Source organism: Bacillus sp. HY001 (genome assembly GCF_007558965.1).
In the GTDB taxonomy this organism is placed as follows: Bacteria; Bacillota; Bacilli; order Bacillales; family Bacillaceae_G; genus Bacillus_A; species Bacillus_A mobilis.
Genome location: NZ_VLTE01000032.1, coordinates 14,419 through 38,377, shown reverse-complemented (window position 1 = coordinate 38,377; position 23,959 = coordinate 14,419). Strand labels below are relative to the sequence as shown.

Genomic DNA, 23,959 nt, shown 5'->3' with positions numbered 1-23,959 from the left:
TTGCCGGTAAATCGATATGTTTGAAAAAGCGCTGATATAATTCGTGTTACGGTCGATATACTTAAACAACTGCCTCGATTAATTTTTTACAGGCTGATTTTTAATGAAGAAGTCCATGACATAAAACACTTCGTCATCAGGTATTTGTATTTCAAATGTATTTTCAATTGGTTGTAATGCTTTTTTCACTTTCATATACATCCAGTACTCATCTTGTCTTCGTTTTTCTTTATCTGGATGAGGGAGGAGGCTTTCTCCTTTTTGAAGACGGTCAACCATACAGCTCATATGCAGAATTACACCCATTAAGCTGTCAGGAGTTAGCTGTAAGGAAATTAATTCTTGAATTGTATTTAATGCGTAACGAATTGTTTTAATAAGTAATGCTCCGTCGTTCCGCTGCATTTGTTGTTCAAGAATATCAGCCATTTTTGCATATGTTTCTTCATACGTAATTAATTCTTGAATTGGCTGAATCGCTGTGTAGTTTACAATGTCTTGGAAATGATATGTTAAGCATGGCACTTGCACATCGAAATTTGTGACGATACAAATGATATTCCGCTCTTTTTTTATGTTCTCAATCATTTTTGTTAAATCTTTTTCATGGACGATACTAATCGGAATAATTTCAATTAAGTCTTTGTCAAATCGCAAATAGTTCTCTAACATTTTTTGAATAGCTAAAGCGCTGCCTTCCCCAGTTAAACAAGCTGTCAAAATAACAGATTTCATTGGTGATAGTGGCTTTTTCTTTTCTTCTTGTACGTTTAAGTAAAACGGTGTTAAGTTCTTCACTGTTTCATATAATGCATCTAACGAGTAGCCGAGCTGTGCTTTTCGAGCTGCTTCTAGTGCATGTGGGGTGCTTGTCATGGAAAGAACACGTACCGGGATTTTGAACTCAGTTTCTAATATATCCCCAATATAAGCGAGAGATCCCATATCAACGAGTAAGAGAAGCCCATTTACATTTTGGAGTGTTTTCATATACACTTTCACACGCTCTAGGAAATCTTTCGGCGATTCATGTAACGGCATATCAATACCAGTTACTTCTTCAATGCCGAGAAGTTCGTTTGCGACGTTTGCCATTTCTGTTGCGATGCCGTTACCGTGCGCTAATATTAATACTTTTACTTCTGTTTGTGAGGCAGGAATTGGATCAACAACGAAGAACATTGTTAAAAAGCCTGCTTCATCAATAGGCATTGTTATTTGTAATTCATCCTCCAGTAGTTGAATGCATTGCATCGCTACGGAAAAAGCTTCTTTATATTTTGTACGAATTTGATTTAATTGTGGGTGATGAATTTGTTTCCCAGCTTGCAAACGTTGTAGAGTTGTCTGTACATGTAAGCTTAAAGCGAGAAATACTTTTTCATCAAACGTCTTAGATAAATGCTTCTCAGCAAGTAACGCAATTTTTTCGCAAACGGAAACGATATTACGATCCACAATTTTAAAAACATTTTCATGACTTGTTTTTTTAGAAATTTGGTTAAAATATTGTACGAAAAAGCTTTGAATATCATTTTCTATTAGTAATTCTAATTCGTCCTCTTCAATACCGCGAGCTTGAAGTTCTTCATATTTATAATCAATATAATCGTATATAGAAGATTGTTTTTCATTTTCTATTTTATGATTACTCCAACCTTCATTACCCGTAAATACAAATGTTTCATTTGGTATTTGGTATAGATGACGGCTCTTTCTTTCAATGAATAGCCCTTCTTTCATATACCAAGGTAAATCTGTACTTGAAACATAGACAGAATCACGTTTCTTTGTCACGAAGTCAGAATAGGCTTTCGCACAGGCAATTTGTACATCCGTTTTTAATTGACCGATGTTATTGGGACAATTGTAAAAGACGAAGGCACGCATTGTATTCGGGCTAACGTGAATTTCTTTTCGCAGACGTATCGCTTCGTTTGTGAAAAATAGTTGCAGTAAAGCAAATCGTTCTTTATGTGTACGCTCACGAAGTGGTGGTAGCGTAACGGTCATCGGTATACGTCTTGTAAATGTTTTTAATAAAAACGAATTTGGTTCTTCTGTTGTTGCAGTAATGATTAGTACTTGTGCTTTACGCTCGTTTTCTGTTTCTCCAAGGCGGCGGTATACCCCGCGGTCAATAAAGGTGAAAAGCATTTCTTGTCCCTCTGGAGGAAGACGATGTACTTCATCTAAGAAAAGGATCCCTTCATGTGCTTTTTCAATTAACCCTTTTTGATCACTTGCCCCTGTATAAGCTCCTTTTTTAATCCCAAATAACTGCCCCAGTAGTAGCTGTGGATTATTTGCGTAATCAGCACAGTTAAAGACGATAAATGGTGCATTTTTCGGAAGCTGTTCAACTTCAATTGCATATTCGTGCATTAAAGAAGCGAACATAGATTTTCCGACTCCTGTTTCTCCTAGCAGCAAAGTATGCATACCGTTTGGAGGATAGAGAATAGAAGCTTTTGCTTTTTCGATTGCGATTTTAAGGCTTGTATTTTCAATTGCAAATGTATCTAATGAAGTTGTTTCCTTTGAATGCGTTTCCAACGAAGCGTTCGTTTCTATATAAAAACGAACAGGACGCGTATTTGTTTTTAATAAACGTTTATCTTTTACAAGTTTGTTTAAGTCGCTACTTACATTGGCGCGATCTAGTTGCAACAGGGTAGCGAGTTCTGATGCGGTTACACCTTCTGTATAATTGCCTTCTTGTATTGCGTTAAAAATGAGATCTATTCGTTTCATTTCTATTCACCTCGAAACTTCATCACTATTTAAAATTTTACACAAAAATGGGAAGGGTGGGAAGAGAAAAATAAAACAGCTTTAGCATATAGGCACTAAAGCTGTTACAATCTTGTGTCTTTCCAAAAGTTCACTTCGAGATGGGAAGACGGATTATAGGGAAGAAGTTTGTATCCTTGTGACTGTAAGTAATCAATTACTTGTGGCAGTATTTGTACGGTTACACTCGAATCATGCATTAAAATCACTTCGACTTGTTCGTCGCTCTGATTACGTACTCTTTCTAATATGGCAGAAGGATTGTCATAGCTTTTCCAGTCATATGTATCGATTGTCCAATCCCACATTTTATACTGGGCAGATACAAGTGCATCACGGTAATTCTTTTTTAAGTAAGGCATGCTACCGTATGGGACACGAACGAGATGTGTATTTAATTTTGTAACTTGTTGAACGATGGTTTGTGTTTGTTCCATTTCTGTAATTAAAGCAGATGGATCACCAGTATAAAGGCGTTTTACATCGTGTGACATACTGTGGAGTCCGATATAATGTCCGTCTTTAATTAATCGTTGCATTGTTTTTTTATAATGTGGCACTTTTCCACCAATAACAAAGAAAGTTGCTTTTCCGTTCTTTTCTTTTAAGATGTTTAAAATTTGCGTAGTATATTTGTTTGGTCCGTCATCAAATGTTAAGTACGCGATTTTTTGGATAGGAGAGGTAGTTTCAGTATTTGGATGATGTTCAGCAGGAATCATTGTAGTTGCCCCTGCATGAGATGACGCGTACATAGTAATTGTTAAAAATAAAATAATATATTGAAATACTCGCTTGATCATAACATTCACCCTCAGTTTGACAATCAAGATGTAAAAAAGAAAATATAACCCTTTTCTTATTATGTATATCTTTCTCCAATAGTGGGACTCTCAAACAAACTATATTTTGGAAATATGAAATGAGGAGTAAAAAATAAAAAATAGCATCCTCTTATAAGAAAGAGGATGCTATTTGAATATTTCATAATTGTAAAGGCTATACTACAATTAGTCTTCGCGTTTTTTCACTTTTTTATAGAAGGAAATAAGTGGTTTGTAACGTTCATGTACAAGCCCAATTACTTCAGCAATAATCTCTGTAAAGAAGATTAAAACGAAAAGAAGAATAATGGATAACCATAATGTCGCACTAGAGAAAATGATTGCATTTACACTAAAGAAAATACCAAATGCGTATATAATTAGTACCGTTTTACGATGAGAGAAGCCCATTGCAAGTAAACGGTGATGTAAATGCGATTTATCTGGTGCTGAAATAGGTTTTTTATTTACGATACGGCGGATAATCGCAAATGTCGTATCAAATACAGGTACGCCTAAAATGATAACTGGAACGATAAAGCTGAATAACGTTACACTTTTGTATAATCCAAGTAACGATATAACAGAAATACAGTATCCTAAAAATAGTGCGCCTGTATCTCCCATGAAAATTTTTGCTGGATGGAAGTTGTAGAATAAAAATCCAATTGTACTTGCTAATGTAATTAATGCTAGTGGTAAAATAATAGCAGCTCCAGTGCCCCATGGGCTAGTGAAGGCCATATATGCTAGCGTTGCAAGTACGATAGATGAAATACCAGCAGATAACCCATCTAAGCCATCAATTAAGTTGATTGCATTTGTAATACCTACAATCCAAAATACTGTAATTGGATAAGCAAGCCATCCCAGTTCAGTATCCCCGAGGATTGGAATATATAATATTTGCACTAATAATCCACTTTTTACAATCATCATGGCAACTAATAGTTGTCCACCGAATTTTACCTTCGCAGATAACTCGTACATATCATCTAAAATACCGATGATTACAATGATAATCGCACCTAGCGTTATCGATAACATTCTTTGTTCATATAAGCCGCCGACAACAAATCCTACAGCTACACCAATGAATATCGCTAATCCGCCAAGACGAGGCATAATTTTTTGGTGCACTTTACGCGCGTTTGGCTTATCTGTTGCTCCTATTTTAAAAGCTAACTTAATAACTAAAGGAGTAACGACGAGTACAGTGATGAAAGATGCCAAAATGGCATAAATCACTTGTGAGTCCATTAATACCCCACCCTTTTATAGTCTAACGTAATTTTTTTAAAATGTATTTATCTGAAAATTATGATGTTTATTTACAGGCTCATAACATATGGTATCACAAAAAGATTAGAATTCAATCTTTTTTTCTTTGTACGGCAAATGGAAGCAGATAGAATATATGACAATTGTATACAGAATGTTGAATCGTTTAAGAAGGTTAATCGTATTGTACTTTACAATATGACATTTTCTCTGTTTCTTCGATAATGAATATTTTTATTTCAGTATTATAAGTGTTACACGTAGAAATGAGTAAATTCCGTGTTAAAATGTGGGAATTTATCCGCATGAACGGGCAGTAAGGTTTCCGCCCAAAAATTCAGTTAGTGAAAAGAAGTAATGTGGGAACCTTAATTCCTGTAAAATCTCGATTGGCTTAACTAATAATTAGTGGAGGATGGATGCCCCTACTGAATAAAGTTTCATTTTATATTCTTGCATGCAATTTTACAAAAACTTAAAAAAGAATGGAAAAAGTAATTCATATAATAAAGAAGTAAAGGAGTTTTCTCATTTTTAATGTGAGAGGGGGAAGCACAGGGAGAATTCTATGTATTCGTATATTTTCTATTGTATATTCCTGTGCGAAAAGGAAATGAAAATTACGATAATTGGTACCGGATACGTTGGATTGATTACAGGAGTAGGATTGGCAATGTTAGGCCATTCAGTCACATGTTTTGATATAAATGATGAGAAAATTGAACGGATAAAGCAAGGGGATTTGCCTATTTATGAAGCGGGTTTATATGAATTAATAAATGATGCGTGTGAGAATGATTGTTTAACTTTTACAACAAGTAGGGTAAAAGCATTTTACGATGCAGAATTTATATTTATTGCAGTTGGAACTCCATCTTTATTAGATGGGACAGCGGATTTAACATATATTCGAAGTGCTTGTGATGATATCGGAACATATGCGACGAACGACATTACTGTCGTTACGAAAAGTACGGTTCCTGTAGGTACAAATGATGTTATGAGAGGATGGATTGAGGAAAAATTACAAAATAGATATGAATTACATATCGTATCGAATCCAGAATTTCTAAGGGAAGGTTCAGGAATTTACGATTTTTTTCAGGGAGATCGTATTGTAATTGGAGCAGATAATGAGGCAGCGGCACGAAAAGTGGAGAATTTGTATAGTGAATTACGCTTGAAAATGTATGTTACAGATATAAAAAGTGCAGAGATGATTAAATATGCATCGAATGCTTTTTTAGCGACAAAAATTAGTTTTATCAATGAAATTTCAAATATATGTGAGAAGGTAGGAGCCGATGTATTAGACGTTGCACAAGGGATGGGAATGGATAAGAGAATTGGGACGTCTTTTTTAAATGCGGGTATTGGTTATGGGGGATCGTGTTTTCCGAAAGATACGAAGGCCCTTGTGCAAATTGCGGGGAATGTGGCACATGATTTTCGCTTGTTAAAAGCAGTCATTGAAGTAAATAATAAACAACAGTTGTTATTGATTGAGAAAGCGAAGAAAGTATTAAATATGAACAAGAAACGGATTGCGGTGCTGGGAGCGGCATTTAAACCGAATACTGACGATATAAGAGATGCACCGTCTCTTATTATGATACAAGAATTAATTCATATAGGTGCGGATGTAGTTCTATATGACCCGAAGGCGATTCCAAATATGAAAAATATCTTTGGAGAGACTATACAATATAGTGAATGTATAGATGAATCGATTAGAGGAGCGAATGCGGCTTTTATCATGACAGAATGGGAGGCTATCCGAGCTTATCCGTTAGAAAAGTACGCACAACTTATGAGAGAGCCTATTTTATTCGATGGAAGAAATTGTTATACTATTGAGGGTGTCAAGAAGCAAGAGATAGATTATTATTCGGTTGGAAGAGAAAGTATTTGTAAGAGAGACTTTTCCATTATTCGTTAAAAAGGCATGTATTCATGTATGTTCTTATATGTCATAATAGAATTTGTAACTAGTGAAAGAAAAGAGGCAATGAAATGACTGAACGTTTAAAAGTAATGACAATTTTCGGGACACGTCCAGAAGCAATTAAAATGGCACCTCTTGTGTTAGAGTTGCAAAAGCATCCAGACAAAATTGAATCGATTGTGACTGTAACAGCGCAACATCGTCAAATGTTAGACCAAGTGTTAAGTATCTTTGGAATTACACCAGATTTCGATTTAAATATTATGAAAGATCGTCAAACTTTAATTGATATTACAACGCGTGGTTTAGAAGGTTTAGATAAAGTAATGAAAGAAGCAAAGCCGGATATCGTGCTTGTACATGGTGATACAACGACTACATTTATCGCAAGTTTAGCTGCTTTCTATAATCAAATTCCAGTAGGTCATGTAGAAGCAGGACTTCGTACATGGGATAAGTATTCTCCATACCCAGAAGAGATGAATCGCCAACTAACAGGTGTAATGGCAGATCTTCATTTCTCACCTACAACAAAATCGGCAACGAACTTACAGAAAGAAAATAAAGATGAGTCACGCATTTTCATAACAGGAAATACAGCGATTGACGCACTAAAAACGACTGTAAAAGAAACATATAGTCATCCTGTACTAGAGAAACTTGGAAGTGATCGTCTTGTACTTATGACAGCTCACCGTCGTGAAAACTTAGGAGAGCCAATGCGTAATATGTTCCGTGCAATTAAACGTCTTGTTGATAAGCATGAAGACGTACAAGTTGTGTATCCTGTTCATATGAACCCTGTTGTTCGTGAAACAGCGAATGATATTCTAGGCGATCATGGTCGTATTCATTTAATTGAGCCGCTAGATGTAATTGATTTCCACAATGTTGCAGCTCGTTCATACTTAATGTTAACTGACTCTGGTGGTGTACAAGAGGAAGCACCGTCACTAGGTGTACCGGTTCTTGTTCTTCGTGATACAACAGAGCGTCCAGAAGGTATTGAAGCAGGTACATTGAAATTAGCGGGAACAGACGAAGAGACAATCTTTGGTCTTGCTGATGAATTGTTATCAGATAAAGAAGCTCATGATAAGATGTCAAAAGCATCTAATCCTTACGGTGATGGCCGTGCATCAGAGCGTATTGTAGAAGCAATTTTACAACACTTTAATAAGTAAATAAAAAAGAGCCAAATCGTATACGATTTGGCTCTTTTTGTTATTGCTGATTTCTCATAATCCACTCTGCATGAGCATTCGTAGAAGGAGGTGGCTCAATTGGTGTTTTGTTCTGATTCTGGTTTTGGTTCGTTTCTTTCTTTACTTTTTCGTTAGAGTTAGGATTTGATTCGGTTTTTGTAGTTGGATTTTCTTGAGTGTTCGCTTTTTCTCCTAACTCTTTTTTAATTTCGTTACGTACTGTCTCTACACCGATTGGATCTGGAAGGAAGTAATAAATACCGCCTATTTTTTTGTCTTCTCCTTCGAGTTTGAGTGTTTGTATTGTAGAAGGATCAAACCCAGATAGTTTATTGTAAAGAGCAAGTCCGTCTGAAATAGGAATATCAGTTTTTATATATTTTCCAACGACTGTCGTTAAATCTTTAATTTTAAATACAGTAGAGGCTGAATTTAGTTTTTGAGCAACAGCTGCTAGTAATTGTCTTTGTCTAGCGGCCCGACCATAATCGCCGTTTGGATCCTGCTTTCGCATACGTACGTATGCGAGTGCTTCTTCACCATTTAAGTCTTGTTGTCCTTGCTTAAATTCGATTTTTTTGTAGTAATCCATGTCCGAACGCTCCCAAAAATCGAATGGGACATCAACGGTAACACCGCCAACAGCATCAACAATACCTTTAAAGCCTTGGAAATCAATTTTAATATAATGGTCTACAGGAACTTTTAGAAAACCTTCGACCGTTTTGATTGCCATTTCTTCTCCGCCGTAAGCATGTGCAGCGTTAATTTTGTCCTCTTTGTTCTTACCAACAATTGGAACGCGACTATCACGAGGGATACTCATAAGCGAAATCTTTTTCGTTTTAGGATTGACTGTCGCAAACATTAATGAATCTGTACGACCGTTTTGACCGTCCGTTGCATAATCTTCTATACCCATAATGAGGAGTGTAAAAGGCTCTTTTGTAATTTCTACATCTTCGGTTCTCAAGTCCGATTTTTGACGAGTAAAACCACTATACATCCCCATGAGAGAAGAGTAGGAATTTAATATATAAAGTCCTACACCGCCAAATAAAAATACGAAAATAAGGAAGTAGAAAAACTTTCTTCTTCGTTTCTTTTTTATTCTGCTATTTTGGAGATGATAATAACGTTCTTCCATATATAATCTCCTTAGTTCATTTGTAGGGAAGTAATTCACTACATTAATCTTTAGAGGTGATAATATAGTTATTCTTAGATAACATCTTGTTCTAAGTACAACATATCTCCTTCTGTAATTGTACATTTCCCATTTGTTAATTCAATCATCCAATCTGTGAATGCTTGTTTTCCATCTTCTTCTACATACGTATCAAATGTGACATTTTCGAGATAATGTATATCTTTAATGGCATATTTCGAATTACGTAATTCATTTTCAATTTTGCCAAGTAATGTGTAATCAATTTCGGTCTGCATAACACGCATTAGTTTTCGCTGAACGACACCAACATGATTAATACCCTCACTTGTACATTTTCCATATGCGCGAATTAATCCACCTGCGCCAAGTTTGATGCCGCCAAAATAGCGAGTAACGACAACGACGGTATCTTTTAAACCGCGTTTTTTTAGGACCTCTAACATAGGTACGCCAGCTGTGCCGCTAGGTTCTCCATCATCATTTGCTTTTTGGATTTGATCTTGTTCGCCAATCAAATACGCAGAACAATTATGTGTGGCATTCCAATTTTGTTTTTTTATTTTTTGTATAAATTCTTGAGCTTCTTCTTCAGTTGTAGCTCTGCTAACATAACAGATAAATCTTGATTTTTGAATGACAATTTCGTGCTCACCGTAGTCTTTGATTGTTAAATATTGTAATAACACTCGTATACGCCCCTATCTATCAAAATGACTAGTACTTTACATTTTAAAAGCGGGCGTTTTTATATTCAAACATTTTTTATAAATAAGCTGAAATTTTTGGTGAGTATTTCACCTTTTTGTTGTAATTTGTCGAGGTGGTTAGTATAATTTCAAATCGGCATTTTCATGTATGGATGCACCATTTTTAGTTTTCGTGTAAACTTAGGGAATAAAAACTTTTTTATAAGGCAGGTACGCAAATGAAAACAGCTATTGTTACTGATAGTACAGCATATATACCGAAGCATATTCGTGATGAACTCAATATATATATGATTCCATTAAACGTTGTATTTGGAACGGAATCTTATCAAGAAGAAGCTGAAATTTCAGTAGATGATTTCTATGTAAAAGTACGTGAGCAAGAAGAACTTCCGAAAACTTCTCAGCCAGCAATCGGAAAGTTTGTTGAGTTATTTGAAGAACTATCGAAGGATTATGATGCGGTTATTAGCATTCATCTTTCAAGTGGGATTAGTGGTACATATCAAACGGCAACGACAGCCGGGCAAATGGTAGAGGGTATTGATGTATATACGTACGACTCTGAAATTAGCTGTGAAGTACAAGGATTCTATGTACGTGAAGGGGCAAAATTAGCAAGCGAAGGAAAAGATCCGAAAGAGATCGTTGCCCGTTTTGATGAAATGAAGAAAACGATGGACGCTTATTTTGTAGTAGATGATTTACATCATTTACAACGTGGCGGACGATTAAATAGTGCGCAAGCCTTCATTGGTAGTTTGTTACAAGTGAAGCCCGTTTTATATTTTAGAGATAAAATCATTATTCCATTTGAAAAGATTCGTACACGTAAAAAAGCGTTAAAACGAATTGTTGAAATTTTTGATGAGCAAGCAAGTAAAGGTGTACCTATGGAAGCAGTTATCATTCATGCACAACGTGAAGAGGAAGCGAATGAATGGAAGGCAGAATTAGAAGCAAAATATCCTCATGTCACAATCCGCACAGGTTATTTCGGTGCTGTAATTGGTACGCATTTAGGTGAAGGTGCGCTAGGTCTTGGGTGGTATACGAAGTAATAAGATATAAAAAGCTCTCTTTTTAAGAGGGTTTTTTTACGGATATTTTACGTGTAGTTGACAAGTTAATATTTGGAAATGGTAAAATGTACGTAAAATAAATTAACGAGGAAAGTTTTATAACTTACTTTTTACAAGAGACTATATTATAATGGAGGAGAGGTGAAACATATGGAGCATAATTCTTGTTTATGTCCAAAGTTTGAGTCAGCTTTTACTTTGCTTAGTAAGAAATGGACTGGCTTAATTATTAAATCTTTGCTTGAAGAGTCAAAACGTTTTAGAGAAATCGCAGATATTATACCAAATATGAGCGATCGTATGTTGTCAGAGCGTTTAAAGGAATTGGAAAGCGAAGGCATTGTAGTTCGTAATGTTTATCCAGAAGTACCAGTTCGAATCGAGTACGGCTTAACTGAAAAAGGGAAAGCATTAGAAAGTGTTATGGATGAAGTCCAAAATTGGGCTGAGAAATGGATGAAATAACGTTTTGATTTCATTTGTATTAGTGTATGTAACAAAACGTAAGGGAAACCTTGCGTTTTTTTTTGCTTATAAAAAGCTTTTAAAATTCTACACATATATACAAAAATATGCATATTTTGAGATAGAGTTACATATAATATTACATTTGTTTTACAATAGCGTAACATTAGCAAAAAAAATCCCGAATTATGGTATAAATTTTATAGGTTATATACGGAAAAAAGACAAAAGAAAGCGGTGTAAAAAATAAAATGAAAAAGCTAAAAATGGCATCTTGCGCATTAGTTGCAGGGTTAATGTTTTCAGGACTAACACCAAATGTATTTGCAGAAGATAAAATTTCTGACGTGAAATCACAAATTAATACACAAAATGACACTTTACATAAACAACAACAAGAACGTGATGAATTACAAAAACAAATGAATGACTTAAACAAAACAATTCAAGGTTTAGATAAGTCTGTTCAAGAGAATGCTTCAAAGCTTGATGAAACAACGAAAAAAGTTGCTGATACTGAGCAATTAATCGAAAATAAAAATAAAGATATTGCAGAACTACAAACGAAAATTGCAAAACGTGAAGAGTTATTAAGAAAACGTTTAGTTGCACTTCAAGAGCAACCAAACACAAATGTTGTAACAGAAGTTCTTGTAAACTCTAAAAACGTTGCAGATCTAGTTGATCGTTTAGCTTCTGTTTCTAAAATTCTTGAGTCTGATGAAGATATCATGAAAACACAACAAGAAGATCAAGCGAACGTGAAAAAAGACGTTGAAACGGTAAAAACAAAGCAAAAAGAATTAAAAGAAGCACAAGCTCAAATTGAAACTGCTAAGAAAGAACTTGACGCTGAAAAAGCGAAAAAATCAACAGCAGTAAATGATTTAAGCGGCAAAATGGATACAGTTGTAACTTCAATGACAAGTACGGAAAGTCAATTGAAAGATCTTGAAAAACAAGCACTGCAATTACAACGTATTGCTGAACAAGAAGCACAAGAAAAAGCTGCACAAGAAGCTGCTGCTCAAAAGCAAGCAGAACAAGCTGCTAAAGATGCGCAAGCTCAACCAGCACAAGCGGCGCCTGCTCAGCCAGCAGCACCAGCTCAAAAAGAAGAACCTAAAAAAGAAGAGCCTAAAAAAGAAGCACCTAAGCAAGAAACGAAAAAACCAGAGCCAGCACCAGGCCCAGCTCCAGCTCCTGGCGTAATTGGTAAAGCACAACAATATTTAGGTTTACCGTATGTTTGGGGAAGTGCATCTCCATCAAACGGTGGTTTTGACTGTAGTGGATTTATTTCTTACGTCTTCGGTGTAGGACGTCAAGACGTTGCAGGTTACTGGAATTCAGTTTCTAAAGTAAGTAGCCCACAACCTGGAGATTTAGTATTCTTCCAAGGTACTTATAAGCCAGGTCCATCTCACATCGGTATTTATGTTGGTAATGGCCAAATGATTCATGCTGGTGATAAAGGGATTGCTTACGCTAGCTTAAGCAGTAGCTACAACCAAAAACATTTCTTAGGATACGGTAGATTCTAGGATTTATAAACGAATAAAACATGTGTATAAAGTCGATAGCTTACTATTTTATAAGTAGGTTATCGGCTTTTTTGAGTTTTTACGAGATTATGAGAAGGGTTTATAGTAGTGCTGGAGGTGGTTGCTGATGCTTGCTGGAAAACAGTTGCTATTAGAAGAACTTTCTTCAGATTTACGGAGAGAATTAAGTGATTTGAAAAAGAAGGGAGAGGTCGTATGTGTACAAGGCATAAAAAAGAAGCCTTCTAAATATATATGTCAGCGCTGCGGAAATATAGAGCAGCGACTATTTGCATCATTTTCATGTAAAAGGTGCAGTAAAGTGTGTACGTATTGCCGGAAGTGTATCACGATGGGAAGAGTTAGTGAATGTACTGTACTCGTTCGTGGGATCGCGGAAAGAAAAGGTGAAACAAGTTTAAATTCGTTACAGTGGAACGGAACTTTGTCTACTGGTCAGGAGTTGGCCGCGCAAGGTGTTATAGAAGCGATTAAGCAGAAAGAATCTTTTTTTATTTGGGCTGTATGCGGGGCTGGAAAAACAGAAATGTTATTTTACGGTATTGCAAAGGCACTTCAAAAAGGAGAAAGAGTTTGTATTGCAACGCCAAGAACAGACGTTGTACTGGAATTAGCACCGAGATTACAAGAAGTGTTTCCTAATATAAATGTAGCTGCTTTATACGGAGGGAGTGTAGATCGTGAAAAAGATGCAGCGTTAGTCGTTGCAACGACGCATCAATTGTTACGTTATTATAGAGCGTTTCATGTCATGATTGTAGATGAGATTGATGCCTTCCCGTATCATGCAGATCAAATGTTACAGTATGCAGTGCAACAAGCGATGAAAGAGAAAGCGGCACGTATTTATTTAACGGCAACTCCCGATGAAAAGTGGAAACGTAATTTCAGAAGTGGAAAGCAAAAAGGTATCATTGTCTCTGGACGATATCATCGTCATCCGTTACCAGTTCCTCTATTTTGCTGGTGCGGAAATTGGAAGAAAAGCCTCCATCATAAAAAAATCCCTCGAGTTTTACTACAATGGTTAGAAATGTACGTAAACAAAAAACATCCTATTTTTTTATTTGTTCCTCATGTGCGATATATAGAAGAAATGAGCCTATTATTGAAAGTGTTGGATCATAGAATCGATGGTGTACATGCAGAAGATCCAATGAGAAAGGAAAAAGTAGCAGCTTTCAGAAAGGGGGAAATTCCGTTATTAGTTACGACGACAATTTTAGAGAGAGGAGTAACTGTGAAGAATTTACAAGTTGCGGTGTTAGGGGCAGAAGAAGAAATCTTTTCGGAAAGTGCACTCGTACAAATTGCAGGCCGAGCAGGTCGTAGTTTTGAAGAACCGTATGGCGAGGTCGTTTATTTTCATTACGGTAAGACAGAGGCGATGGTACGTGCGAAAAAACATATTCAAAGTATGAACAAAAAGGCAAAAGAACAAGGATTAATCGATTGATGCATTGTCTACTTTGCGATGAGTATATATTGGAAACAGTTAGTTGGTACACCTTCTTTGTAAAGCCTCATAAAAAATATATATGTGATAGATGTGAGCAGAAACTTTCCTATATTATAGGAGACATTTGTATGGAATGTGGGCGACCTTTAGAGGACTTGCCTTCCGAATATAAAGAAAATGATATTTGTGTGGATTGCATAAGATGGATAAGCAAGGAGAAGTATCGTCCTTTTAAAAATCGTTCTTTGTACGTGTACGATGATGAGATGAAAGAAATAGTAGCACAGTTTAAGTTTCGGGGGGATGCGGAGTTAGTTCATATTTTTCATCGATCTTTTCGGGAGTTATTTCAAGAGCATTTTACGAGTGTTTCAAGTGTTATTGCTGTTCCGCTTAGTAGGGAACGGGAATATGAACGTGGTTTTAATCAGGCAGAGTTATTAGCAGCTTGTTTACCTGTCAAAATTTCTCATCCATCATTAAGAAGAAGAGAAACAGAAAAGCAAAGTAAGAAGAAACGTAAAGAAAGGCTTTCGGGAAGTAATCCTTTTTATTTTCAGGGAGAAGAGATGTTTCATGGACAACATATCTTACTCGTTGATGATATATATACGACAGGAATTACAGTTAGACAAATTGGAAGTCTTTTATACGACAGAGGAGCAAGGGAAGTTTCTAGTTTGACGCTCTGTAGAAGTTGACTTGTAACTGTCGAAAGGGATCATAAAAAGACGATAAGTCTTCTTTGACTTCGTAAGTTGTCATTCGTTATAGTCAAATTATGGGGCGAATGCCCTGATTTTTAGAGTGAAGGGAATGGAATGAACATGCAAGGAAGAGTGAAATGGTTCAATGCAGAAAAGGGATTTGGGTTTATTGAGCGTGAAGATGGTGATGATGTGTTTGTTCATTTTTCTGCTATTCAACAAGATGGATATAAGTCATTAGAAGAAGGGCAACAAGTTGAGTTTGACATTGTAGATGGAGCACGTGGACCACAAGCAGCTAATGTTGTAAAACTGTAGGAATATTGTTTTTGGGAAGAGAAAGCTGCGTTTGTGGCAACGTTATATATATGGTAGAACCTCTTGTTTTTTACAAGGGGTTTTTGTTATGAATGAAGTTGTCAAAAAGTTGTTTCTTTTCTGTAACGGATTGTCCACAGTTATATTCGTTATTCACGATGCTAATAGGATAAAATAAAGATAGAAACGATGCATCTTTTCATTTCAACAAAAAACGATAAAAAAATCGCAATTCCACTAATTTTTTTAAAAAAGTTAGAAGGAATTTTTAAGCCAATGTCGAAATTATAGTACATAGGCTTGAAAGGAGGAATTCATCTATGAAATTCAACATTCGTGGTGAAAATATTGAAGTAACTCCAGCATTAAAGGAATATGTAGAGAAAAAACTAAGTAAGTTAGAGCGTTATTTTGATACATTCCCAGAGATTAAAGTTAATTTAAAAGTATACTCTGACAAGCAACGTGTCGAGGTAACAATTCCATTTACTGATTTATTACTTCGTGCAGAAGAAACTAATAGCGATATGTACGCTGCTATTGATTTAGTAGTTGATAAACTCGAGCGACAAATTCGTAAACATAAAACAAAGGTAAATCGTAAGTTACGTGAGAAAGGTTCTGTGAAAACGAACTTTATCCTTCCAGAAGCAGTAGCTGTTCTGGATGCGGTAGAAGAGGATGAATTAGAACTTGTACGTACAAAACGATTTGATTTAAAACCGATGGACGTTGAAGAAGCGATCCTACAAATGGATATGCTAGGACATAATTTCTTCGTCTTCACAAACGCTGATACAAATGAAACTAATGTTGTATACGGCCGTAAAGATGGGAAATATGGTTTAATCGAAACTAAATAATAATTCAAAAGCGCAGCCGAAATGGCTGCGCTTTTTTTATGTTTTAGTTTTTTCTTTTCGAAAGGTGAAAAAATTTATAAGTAGCCCATTTCATTAAGAAGTGATTTTTAGACAGTGTTTCGTCAAAACAGTATGGGGAAATTAAAAGGCGAGTTACTTTTTATGATTTGGAACAGGCTTAGGTAAGTAGTTATCTCTATAAGTAATTCGCTGCTAGGAGTGTATTATTATTTTTGTTAATTTGGCAAAATGTTTACAAATATAAATATGATATTAAATATTCTGAAATGTATTGAAGATGTATTGAGGTATTGATATTGTAATATTGTGTTATAAAGATTTATTTTATTTATTCAGTGAAAAAATAAAATCAATATAATGCTACAAATTATCGGAGGTGCTTTTAGTGAGTATTAAGAAAAAAAGTCGTCTAGTTCTTAATCTGGATTATACGACTTTTTCTGCTATTTCATTTTTAAAATAGGAGGAGCTGAAATGAAGCTTATTTCCAAATATATTGTATTCTGTTGTTTTATATTGAGTATTTGTTTATTAGCTTCTTGTCATAAGAAAGTAGATGAACCTAGTGTAAATATTGAAGATACTTTAACAGAAAAAGATAATTTGAAAAGTATTCAGTTGAAAGAAATTAATAAAAATACTGTTTTTGAACAAGTGTTTATGGGAAATGAAACTGGTGATGATTTCTTTCAAGGGCAAATAGATAGAAATGATATTGTAATAAAAGATAAGCTTTCAAATAAAAAAATAAAATCAGGAGTTATACCGGAAAATTATTATGTGTTTTTAACGGGTGTTACAAATAAGAATAAACCAACGTATCTTTTGGGACGGATTGAACAAAATGATGGGAAAGTAATTGAGTGGAAACAAGAAGTTAAGAGTATAAAAAGAAAAGGTACAAATGATATTTATCAGTATGAAGTTGAGTTTCCTAAATTTGAAGGGGAGAGAGCAAATGTTGCTTTTCGTTACATCTGGTTAAATAAAGAAAATAAATGTTATGGTGTTGCGGATCAATTGTTCATATTAAAAAAGGTTTAAATTTGATTAATGGTTTATGGAGGCGCTGTAGATGAGTTACTTTTTAGGAAGGATTTTAAAAGGTAGGATGTTTTGGTTAGCTTTATTTATTATGTTAGTAATTGTTACTGCTCAATATATCTCTATGCTAGTAACAACGAAAGGGTTTAACGATGCTGGGATTATAAAGGTATCTCCATATTTGTCTAACATTTTACATCACAATAGATCGCCATTTTATAGTGAATTTTATTTACTTATATTTCCGATGATTTCTGCAATGGCTGTAGCAGGGATTTATAGAATTGATAAAAATTATGGATTTATTTATTCTGCTATTTCTAAAATGGGAATAAGTCATTATTTTAAGCTACTTTATTTTATGAATTTTATTGTATCTTTTTTTATTATAAGTGTCCCTTTACTATTTCATTTTTATTTATATGCGATGACTTATCCAACAGTTGCTCCGCATCCGATATTAAATTATATGGCTGCTACTGTTTCACCAACAGCTCAATTTAATACGGTTTATTATGAGTATCCTACTTTATATTTTCTTATGTATGTATTTTTAAATGGTTTATACGGTGCGTTTTTTTCAAGTTTGGCTTTATCAGTTTCGTTTTTTATAAAACGAGTTTATTTTATTTATTTAGTGCCATTTATTTTACATATTTTTTGGCTTGGTATTGGAAAGGGAATTCTCAATCCTAAAGATTATTTAATTAAAGACTTAGGCTTTTTTGAATTACAAATTTTTCTTAGTGTGCTGTTATGTATTTGGTTTTGTTCTGTAGTTCTTTATTTACGGGGGAGTAGGAAGCATGTTCTTTTATAATGTAATGAAAGAAACTATAAGGATGAAATATATTTGGTTCAGTATTCTCTTTTTAATTAATGTTAGTATCATTGGTTGCTTGTTCAATTATTTTGAACCTGGAATTGTAAAAGAGAAAATGAACGAATTGGAAACCTTGTATAAGGTTATGTCGTTTTATAATTTGTCGACCATATTTATTCCTTTAACAATCGTTTTTTCTGTATATTCTATGTCGAATTTTTTTAGTATTTATGTAGTTTCTCGAGTGAATAATGCATTGAAATTAGTTTCTATATATTATTTGAAACTATTCATTTTTGTTTGTTTTTTCGCTGGAAGTATGATTTTACAGTTATTTTTGATGTCAAATATGATGGCTGTAAATAGTGTTTCTGTAAATTATGCATTGTTATTTTGCATTCAATTATTTGCGAATATTTTTATATGCATGATAAGTGCTTTATTGCAATTATTTTTACCTAGTTTACTTGTAATAATATGTATGATTACTGCTGTTTTATTAGATAGATTTATATTACATGGATTTTTATTTACAAATGCTTTTTATATAAATGTTTTTGAAGATGCTACTGGTTTACTTATACGCTTATTTGGATGTTTTTTTATCTTTTTTATAAGTGTATGGATTTTATCTAAAAAAAGTTATATTTCTATGAATGATGAGACAGAGGTGATCTAGTTTACATGATGATTTTATATCATTTGTTAAAAAGAGATTTACATGTAAGGTTTAGAGATTCCATCAATATAATGGCTTTTTTATTCTTAATTTACGCTATGATTGTAGTTACTTTTTTATACAATCAGCCTCTTAGTAATGGTAAAGAACCTGTATTAGTAGATGTTACCTTTTATCGATTTTTTCATGGAGTAGACTTTGTGGATTTATCTTATTTTTATAAGGAAGGGCGATTTTCTATCCCTTTTTATTGGATATTCTTTCAAATCGTTCCTTTGTTGCTAGTAGGGAAGTTTGCTCTTTCGGATATTCAACAGAATGGTGTTTATTTATTTCCTCGTGTTAAGAAGAAGCATTTTCTTTGGTTAACGAAAATACTATCTTTGTTTTTTTACATAATTAGTATTTGGATTGCTATGTATTTGATTTGGTTTACTGTTTATTATGTACTTACTTTTGGCGAGCATTCTTTTTCAAATGTATATAGTCAATTTTCTTATAAGATAGTAGGTACTATGCTAATTCAAATAATTATAAGCTTTTTATTAGCTTTAATTTTTGAGTTTTTAACGCTTTATATACCAATAACTATTGTTTTTATACTGATGTTGATGTACCTATTTTTGTCTATTTTCTTTCATAGTATTTATTTTTTAGGTTCTTTTGTTATGCCGAATCGTTGGTATTTTGTTGATCACAGTTCAATTCAATTGACTTTAGGTAATAATCAATCTATTCAATGGCATGAGTTACTTTTAATCGGAGTAGTAATTGTTGTTGTAATGATTTTATTAGGTAGTTTTTGTTTAAAAAAACTAGATGTGATAGGTGAATAATTTATGGATAATTATATTAAATGTGAATGTATGACGAAAAGATTAAAAGGAAATATTGTGTTAGATAATATTAGTTTGTCAGTAAAAAAAGGAGAGTTTTTAGTTTTGAAGGGGCATAATGGTTCTGGTAAAACGATGATTTTACGCGCTATATCAGGATTAATGCGTTTGAATTCTGGAGTTGTTTATATAGATAATGAAATGATTGGAAAACAAAAGCAATTCCCTGATTCTATGGGGATATTGATTGAATATCCAAGTTTTATTCCAGGGTATACTGGTTTTCAGAACTTGAAATTTCTATCATCAATTAACAATAAAATTTCTGATGAGGAAATTTATAATATTATTCAAAGAGTTGGGCTTGATAAAACAGATAAGAGAAAGTATAAAAGATACTCTTTAGGTATGAAACAACGTCTAGGGATAGCGCAAGCTTTAATGGAACAACCGAAATTATTGTTATTAGACGAGCCTACTAATGCTTTAGATAGTGATGGGATAAAAGATGTTTTGGATATTTTGAAAGTAGAAAAATCTAAAGGAACGACTATTATTGTAGCCAGTCATGATGTGCATGTTCTAGATGATGAAATAGTAGATCGTATTGTACATGTTAATAATGGAAAGTTGGTAGATTAAGAGTGACAAGAAAGCATGTCTTAATAATTATTGAATTGTGTGTGTTGCTATGTATATTTGCGAGTTTATTTAGATTTAAAACATTAAATCTAAATAATGAATCTTATAAAGTGGTAATCGATGAGTTTTTATCTAATAGAACTTTTGAAGATGGACAAGGAGTTACGTTTCATGCACTTGATCCTCTTGATCCTACAAAAGTTTATGATCCTTATGAAGACCGTGAAGTAATGACGTATGTTTTACCCTTAGATATTACAAATACAACAAATCAGGATATTAATTTACTGAGTGATCAGTCTATTTCCAATGTATTATTTTATTCTAAAATAGGCGAGTTTTATAATTTAATCCCTTATTCAATGGAATTACCTAAACAATACCAGTTTGATCCTTTCATACCTGCTGGTAAAACAGTGCGAGGATATATAGGAACAAATTATTTTATAGGGGATGACCTTAATAAAAATTATAAAAACTTTTCAAATGAATCAACTAAAGTGAAATTCATTGCTTTTGCGAAGGATAAGAAAGGGAAATATCATGAATTGGAAATACCGATAAATTAATGCATGATTGATACAAATATATTTTAAGTGTGCTTTTGGGTACTGTGGTTGAGTAAATCTTGCAACATAATATTATCTTTTAAAGTCGGAGGTTTTGCGCAGGTGTAAGTATCCACGGATGCTGCACCTGCGAAATTTCCGGCTTTTTGTAATTATCGATTTAGATTTAATACGAAATTTGTAACGTGCATTTGAAATAACGAGACAGAGAAAAGAAACGTAACACATGAAATGAAAACTTTTTCTAAATATAAGGCCTGACATTCGGCCGATTGTTGTCATAGTTATAAGACAAGTGTTACAATTATCATTAGGTATATACATTTTAGTTTTTTTAATTAGGAGAAAAATTGGCATAACATACATTTGATTTTTATGACGACTGATTGTAATAGAGAAAAAGAAAAACAATCGGAAGTTTTATTTTAATAAAAAGAGGAGCGTATTTCCTATGATCGGTATTTTAAAAAAGGTGTTTGATGTAAATCAACGCCAAATTAAACGTATGCAGAAGACAGTTGAGCAAATTGATGCATTAGAGTCATCTATTAAGCCTTTAACTGATGAACAATTAAAAGGAAAGACGGTTGAATTTAAAGAACGTCTAACAAAAGGTGAGACAGTAGATGATCTACTACCTGAAGCTTTTGCGGTTGTTCGTGAAGCTGCGACTCGTGTTCTTGGAATGCGTCCGTATGGCGTACAGTTAATGGGTGGTATTGCCTTACATGAAGGGAATATCTCTGAGATGAAAACGGGTGAAGGTAAAACATTAACATCTACATTACCTGTATATTTAAATGCTTTAACAGGAAAAGGTGTTCACGTTGTTACAGTCAATGAATACTTAGCACAACGTGATGCGAACGAAATGGGACAACTTCACGAGTTCCTTGGCTTAACAGTAGGAATTAACTTAAACAGTATGTCACGCGAAGAGAAACAAGAGGCTTATGCTGCTGATATTACGTATAGCACAAATAATGAGCTTGGATTCGATTACTTACGTGACAACATGGTTTTATATAGAGAACAGTGCGTTCAGCGTCCACTTCATTTTGCTATTATCGATGAAGTCGATTCTATCTTAGTCGATGAAGCGCGTACGCCGCTTATTATTTCAGGACAAGCACAAAAATCAACAGAGCTATATATGTTTGCAAATGCATTCGTTCGTACATTAGAAAATGAAAAAGAATATTCATTTGATGTGAAAACGAAAAATGTAATGTTAACAGAAGATGGTATTACGAAAGCTGAGAAAGCTTTCCATATTGAAAACTTATTCGATTTAAAACATGTAGCACTTCTTCACCATATTAATCAGGCGCTTCGTGCACACGTTGTTATGCATCTTGATACAGATTATGTTGTACAAGAAGGCGAAATCGTAATTGTAGACCAATTCACTGGTCGTCTTATGAAAGGTCGTCGTTATAGCGAAGGTTTACATCAAGCTATTGAAGCAAAAGAAGGCGTAGAAATTCAAAATGAAAGTATGACACTCGCAACAATTACGTTCCAGAACTATTTCCGTATGTATGAAAAGTTATCTGGTATGACTGGTACAGCGAAAACGGAAGAAGAAGAATTCCGTAGTATTTACAATATGAATGTTATCGTAATTCCAACGAACAAAGATATTATTCGTGATGACCGTGCTGATTTAATCTTCAAATCAATGGAAGGTAAATTCAATGCAGTTGTTGAGGATATTGTAAATCGTCATAAACAAGGGCAACCTATTCTTGTTGGTACAGTTGCAATTGAAACGTCAGAGCTTATTTCAAAAATGTTAACACGTAAAGGTGTACGCCATAACATTTTAAACGCGAAAAACCATGCGCGTGAAGCAGATATCATTGCAGAAGCTGGTATGAAAGGTGCTGTAACGATTGCGACGAATATGGCTGGTCGTGGTACGGATATTAAGCTTGGAGACGATATTAAAAACGTTGGTCTAGCAGTTATCGGTACAGAGCGTCACGAAAGTCGTCGTATTGATAATCAGTTACGTGGTCGTGCTGGTCGTCAAGGGGACCCTGGTGTAACGCAGTTCTACTTGTCTATGGAAGATGAACTAATGCGCCGCTTCGGTTCTGACAATATGAAAGCGATGATGGATCGTCTTGGTATGGATGATTCACAGCCAATTGAAAGTAAAATGGTTTCTCGTGCGGTAGAATCTGCACAAAAACGTGTAGAAGGAAATAACTATGATGCACGTAAGCAGTTACTGCAGTACGATGATGTACTTCGTCAGCAACGTGAAGTTATTTACAAACAGCGTCAAGAAGTAATGGATTCTGAGAACTTACGCAGTATTATTGAAGGTATGATGAAATCCACGGTAGAACGTGCTGTTGCGCTTCATACTCAAGAGGAAATTGAAGAAGATTGGAACATTAAAGGTCTTGTTGACTACTTAAATACAAACCTTCTGCAAGAAGGCGATGTAAAAGAAGAAGAGTTACGTCGTCTTGCTCCAGAGGAAATGAGCGAGCCAATTATCGCGAAATTAATAGAGCGTTACAACGACAAAGAAAAGCTTCTGCCAGAAGAGCAAATGCGTGAGTTCGAAAAAGTTGTTGTATTCCGTGTAGTAGATACGAAATGGACAGAGCATATTGATGCGATGGATCACCTTCGTGAAGGTATTCATTTACGTGCTTACGGTCAAATTGATCCACTTCGTGAGTATCAAATGGAAGGGTTCGCAATGTTCGAGTCAATGATTGCTTCTATTGAAGAGGAAATCTCTCGTTACATTATGAAAGCTGAAATTGAACAAAACTTAGAGCGTCAAGAAGTTGTCCAAGGTGAAGCTGTTCATCCATCTAGTGATGGCGAAGAGGCGAAGAAAAAACCAGTTGTAAAAGGTGACCAAGTGGGCCGTAACGATTTATGTAAATGTGGTAGTGGCAAGAAATATAAAAACTGCTGTGGCATTGTAAGCTAAT

21 protein-coding genes are annotated in these 23,959 nt (G+C 34.5%); 16 read left to right on the top strand and 5 right to left on the bottom strand.

Going from position 1 to position 23,959, the window contains the following annotated elements:
• Positions 1–78 precede the first annotated feature (78 nt).
• The 3 genes from FOT98_RS16875 to FOT98_RS16865 form a co-directional block, all read right to left on the bottom strand.
• Positions 79–2,754 carry a sigma-54-dependent transcriptional regulator gene (locus tag FOT98_RS16875; protein WP_063262258.1) on the bottom strand — a complete coding sequence of 892 codons (2,676 nt, stop codon included), beginning with the start codon at positions 2,752–2,754 and terminating at the stop codon, positions 79–81.
• Between the two features lie 104 nt (positions 2,755–2,858).
• The gene (locus FOT98_RS16870; RefSeq protein ID WP_061679338.1) at positions 2,859–3,596 is read right to left on the bottom strand and encodes a polysaccharide deacetylase family protein; all 738 of its coding nucleotides are present in this window, start codon (positions 3,594–3,596) and stop codon (positions 2,859–2,861) included.
• Positions 3,597–3,803: 207 nt separating this feature from the next.
• Positions 3,804–4,877 (bottom strand): glycosyltransferase family 4 protein, encoded by a 1,074-nt coding sequence (locus FOT98_RS16865; protein WP_061679337.1) that lies wholly within the window; start codon positions 4,875–4,877, stop codon positions 3,804–3,806.
• A gap of 589 nt (positions 4,878–5,466) precedes the next feature.
• Between FOT98_RS16865 and FOT98_RS16860 the strand changes: the two genes are divergently transcribed.
• Positions 5,467–6,837: a UDP-glucose dehydrogenase family protein gene (locus tag FOT98_RS16860; protein WP_080467734.1), complete on the top strand. Its 1,371-nt coding sequence runs from the start codon at positions 5,467–5,469 to the stop codon at positions 6,835–6,837.
• Between the two features lie 74 nt (positions 6,838–6,911).
• On the top strand, positions 6,912–8,027 hold the full coding sequence (gene wecB / locus FOT98_RS16855) for a non-hydrolyzing UDP-N-acetylglucosamine 2-epimerase (RefSeq protein WP_063262257.1): 1,116 nt from the start codon (positions 6,912–6,914) through the stop codon (positions 8,025–8,027).
• 40 nt (positions 8,028–8,067) lie between these two features.
• Here the strand turns inward: wecB and FOT98_RS16850 are convergent, their stop codons facing one another.
• Both FOT98_RS16850 and FOT98_RS16845 read right to left on the bottom strand, forming a co-directional pair.
• Complete coding sequence (locus tag FOT98_RS16850; protein ID WP_063262256.1) at positions 8,068–9,195, bottom strand: LCP family protein; 1,128 nt, start codon at positions 9,193–9,195, stop codon at positions 8,068–8,070.
• Positions 9,196–9,269: 74 nt separating this feature from the next.
• Positions 9,270–9,905, bottom strand: coding sequence for a YigZ family protein (locus FOT98_RS16845; RefSeq protein WP_061679333.1), 636 nt, complete (start codon positions 9,903–9,905; stop codon positions 9,270–9,272).
• Between the two features lie 239 nt (positions 9,906–10,144).
• On the opposite strand from FOT98_RS16845, the gene FOT98_RS16840 reads away from it, so the two are divergent.
• From FOT98_RS16840 to secA, 14 genes are all read left to right on the top strand, one after another.
• Positions 10,145–10,987, top strand: coding sequence for a DegV family protein (locus FOT98_RS16840; protein ID WP_061679332.1), 843 nt, complete (start codon positions 10,145–10,147; stop codon positions 10,985–10,987).
• Positions 10,988–11,158: 171 nt separating this feature from the next.
• On the top strand, positions 11,159–11,473 hold the full coding sequence (locus tag FOT98_RS16835) for a winged helix-turn-helix transcriptional regulator (RefSeq protein WP_000400858.1): 315 nt from the start codon (positions 11,159–11,161) through the stop codon (positions 11,471–11,473).
• Positions 11,474–11,724: 251 nt separating this feature from the next.
• Entirely contained in the window at positions 11,725–13,017 is a 1,293-nt protein-coding gene (locus FOT98_RS16830; protein WP_063262254.1) for a C40 family peptidase, read from the top strand.
• Between the two features lie 127 nt (positions 13,018–13,144).
• Positions 13,145–14,494, top strand: a complete 1,350-nt coding sequence (gene comFA, locus FOT98_RS16825; protein ID WP_063262253.1) for an ATP-dependent helicase ComFA — start codon at positions 13,145–13,147, stop codon at positions 14,492–14,494.
• Positions 14,494–15,198, top strand: coding sequence for a ComFC family protein (locus tag FOT98_RS16820; RefSeq protein ID WP_080467733.1), 705 nt, complete (start codon positions 14,494–14,496; stop codon positions 15,196–15,198). Before comFA ends, FOT98_RS16820 begins: the two co-directional genes overlap by 1 nt.
• Positions 15,199–15,324: 126 nt before the next feature.
• Entirely contained in the window at positions 15,325–15,522 is a 198-nt protein-coding gene (cspC, locus tag FOT98_RS16815) for a cold shock protein CspC (RefSeq protein WP_001990088.1), read from the top strand.
• Between the two features lie 320 nt (positions 15,523–15,842).
• On the top strand, positions 15,843–16,385 hold the full coding sequence (gene hpf, locus FOT98_RS16810) for a ribosome hibernation-promoting factor, HPF/YfiA family (protein WP_000671193.1): 543 nt from the start codon (positions 15,843–15,845) through the stop codon (positions 16,383–16,385).
• Between the two features lie 495 nt (positions 16,386–16,880).
• The gene (locus FOT98_RS16805; RefSeq protein WP_063262251.1) at positions 16,881–17,450 is read left to right on the top strand and encodes a hypothetical protein; all 570 of its coding nucleotides are present in this window, start codon (positions 16,881–16,883) and stop codon (positions 17,448–17,450) included.
• Between the two features lie 31 nt (positions 17,451–17,481).
• The gene (locus FOT98_RS16800; RefSeq protein ID WP_063262250.1) at positions 17,482–18,270 is read left to right on the top strand and encodes a hypothetical protein; all 789 of its coding nucleotides are present in this window, start codon (positions 17,482–17,484) and stop codon (positions 18,268–18,270) included.
• The gene (locus FOT98_RS16795; RefSeq protein ID WP_063262249.1) at positions 18,257–18,952 is read left to right on the top strand and encodes a hypothetical protein; all 696 of its coding nucleotides are present in this window, start codon (positions 18,257–18,259) and stop codon (positions 18,950–18,952) included. The genes FOT98_RS16800 and FOT98_RS16795 overlap by 14 nt, the downstream gene beginning before the upstream one ends.
• A gap of 71 nt (positions 18,953–19,023) precedes the next feature.
• Positions 19,024–19,788: a hypothetical protein gene (locus tag FOT98_RS16790; RefSeq protein WP_063262421.1), complete on the top strand. Its 765-nt coding sequence runs from the start codon at positions 19,024–19,026 to the stop codon at positions 19,786–19,788.
• A gap of 3 nt (positions 19,789–19,791) precedes the next feature.
• Positions 19,792–20,430 carry an ATP-binding cassette domain-containing protein gene (locus tag FOT98_RS16785; RefSeq protein ID WP_063262248.1) on the top strand — a complete coding sequence of 213 codons (639 nt, stop codon included), beginning with the start codon at positions 19,792–19,794 and terminating at the stop codon, positions 20,428–20,430.
• 41 nt (positions 20,431–20,471) lie between these two features.
• Positions 20,472–20,999 carry a hypothetical protein gene (locus FOT98_RS16780; RefSeq protein ID WP_063262420.1) on the top strand — a complete coding sequence of 176 codons (528 nt, stop codon included), beginning with the start codon at positions 20,472–20,474 and terminating at the stop codon, positions 20,997–20,999.
• Positions 21,000–21,450: 451 nt separating this feature from the next.
• Positions 21,451–23,958, top strand: a complete 2,508-nt coding sequence (gene secA, locus FOT98_RS16775; protein ID WP_063262247.1) for a preprotein translocase subunit SecA — start codon at positions 21,451–21,453, stop codon at positions 23,956–23,958.
• The last annotated feature ends 1 nt before the right edge of the window (position 23,959 follow it).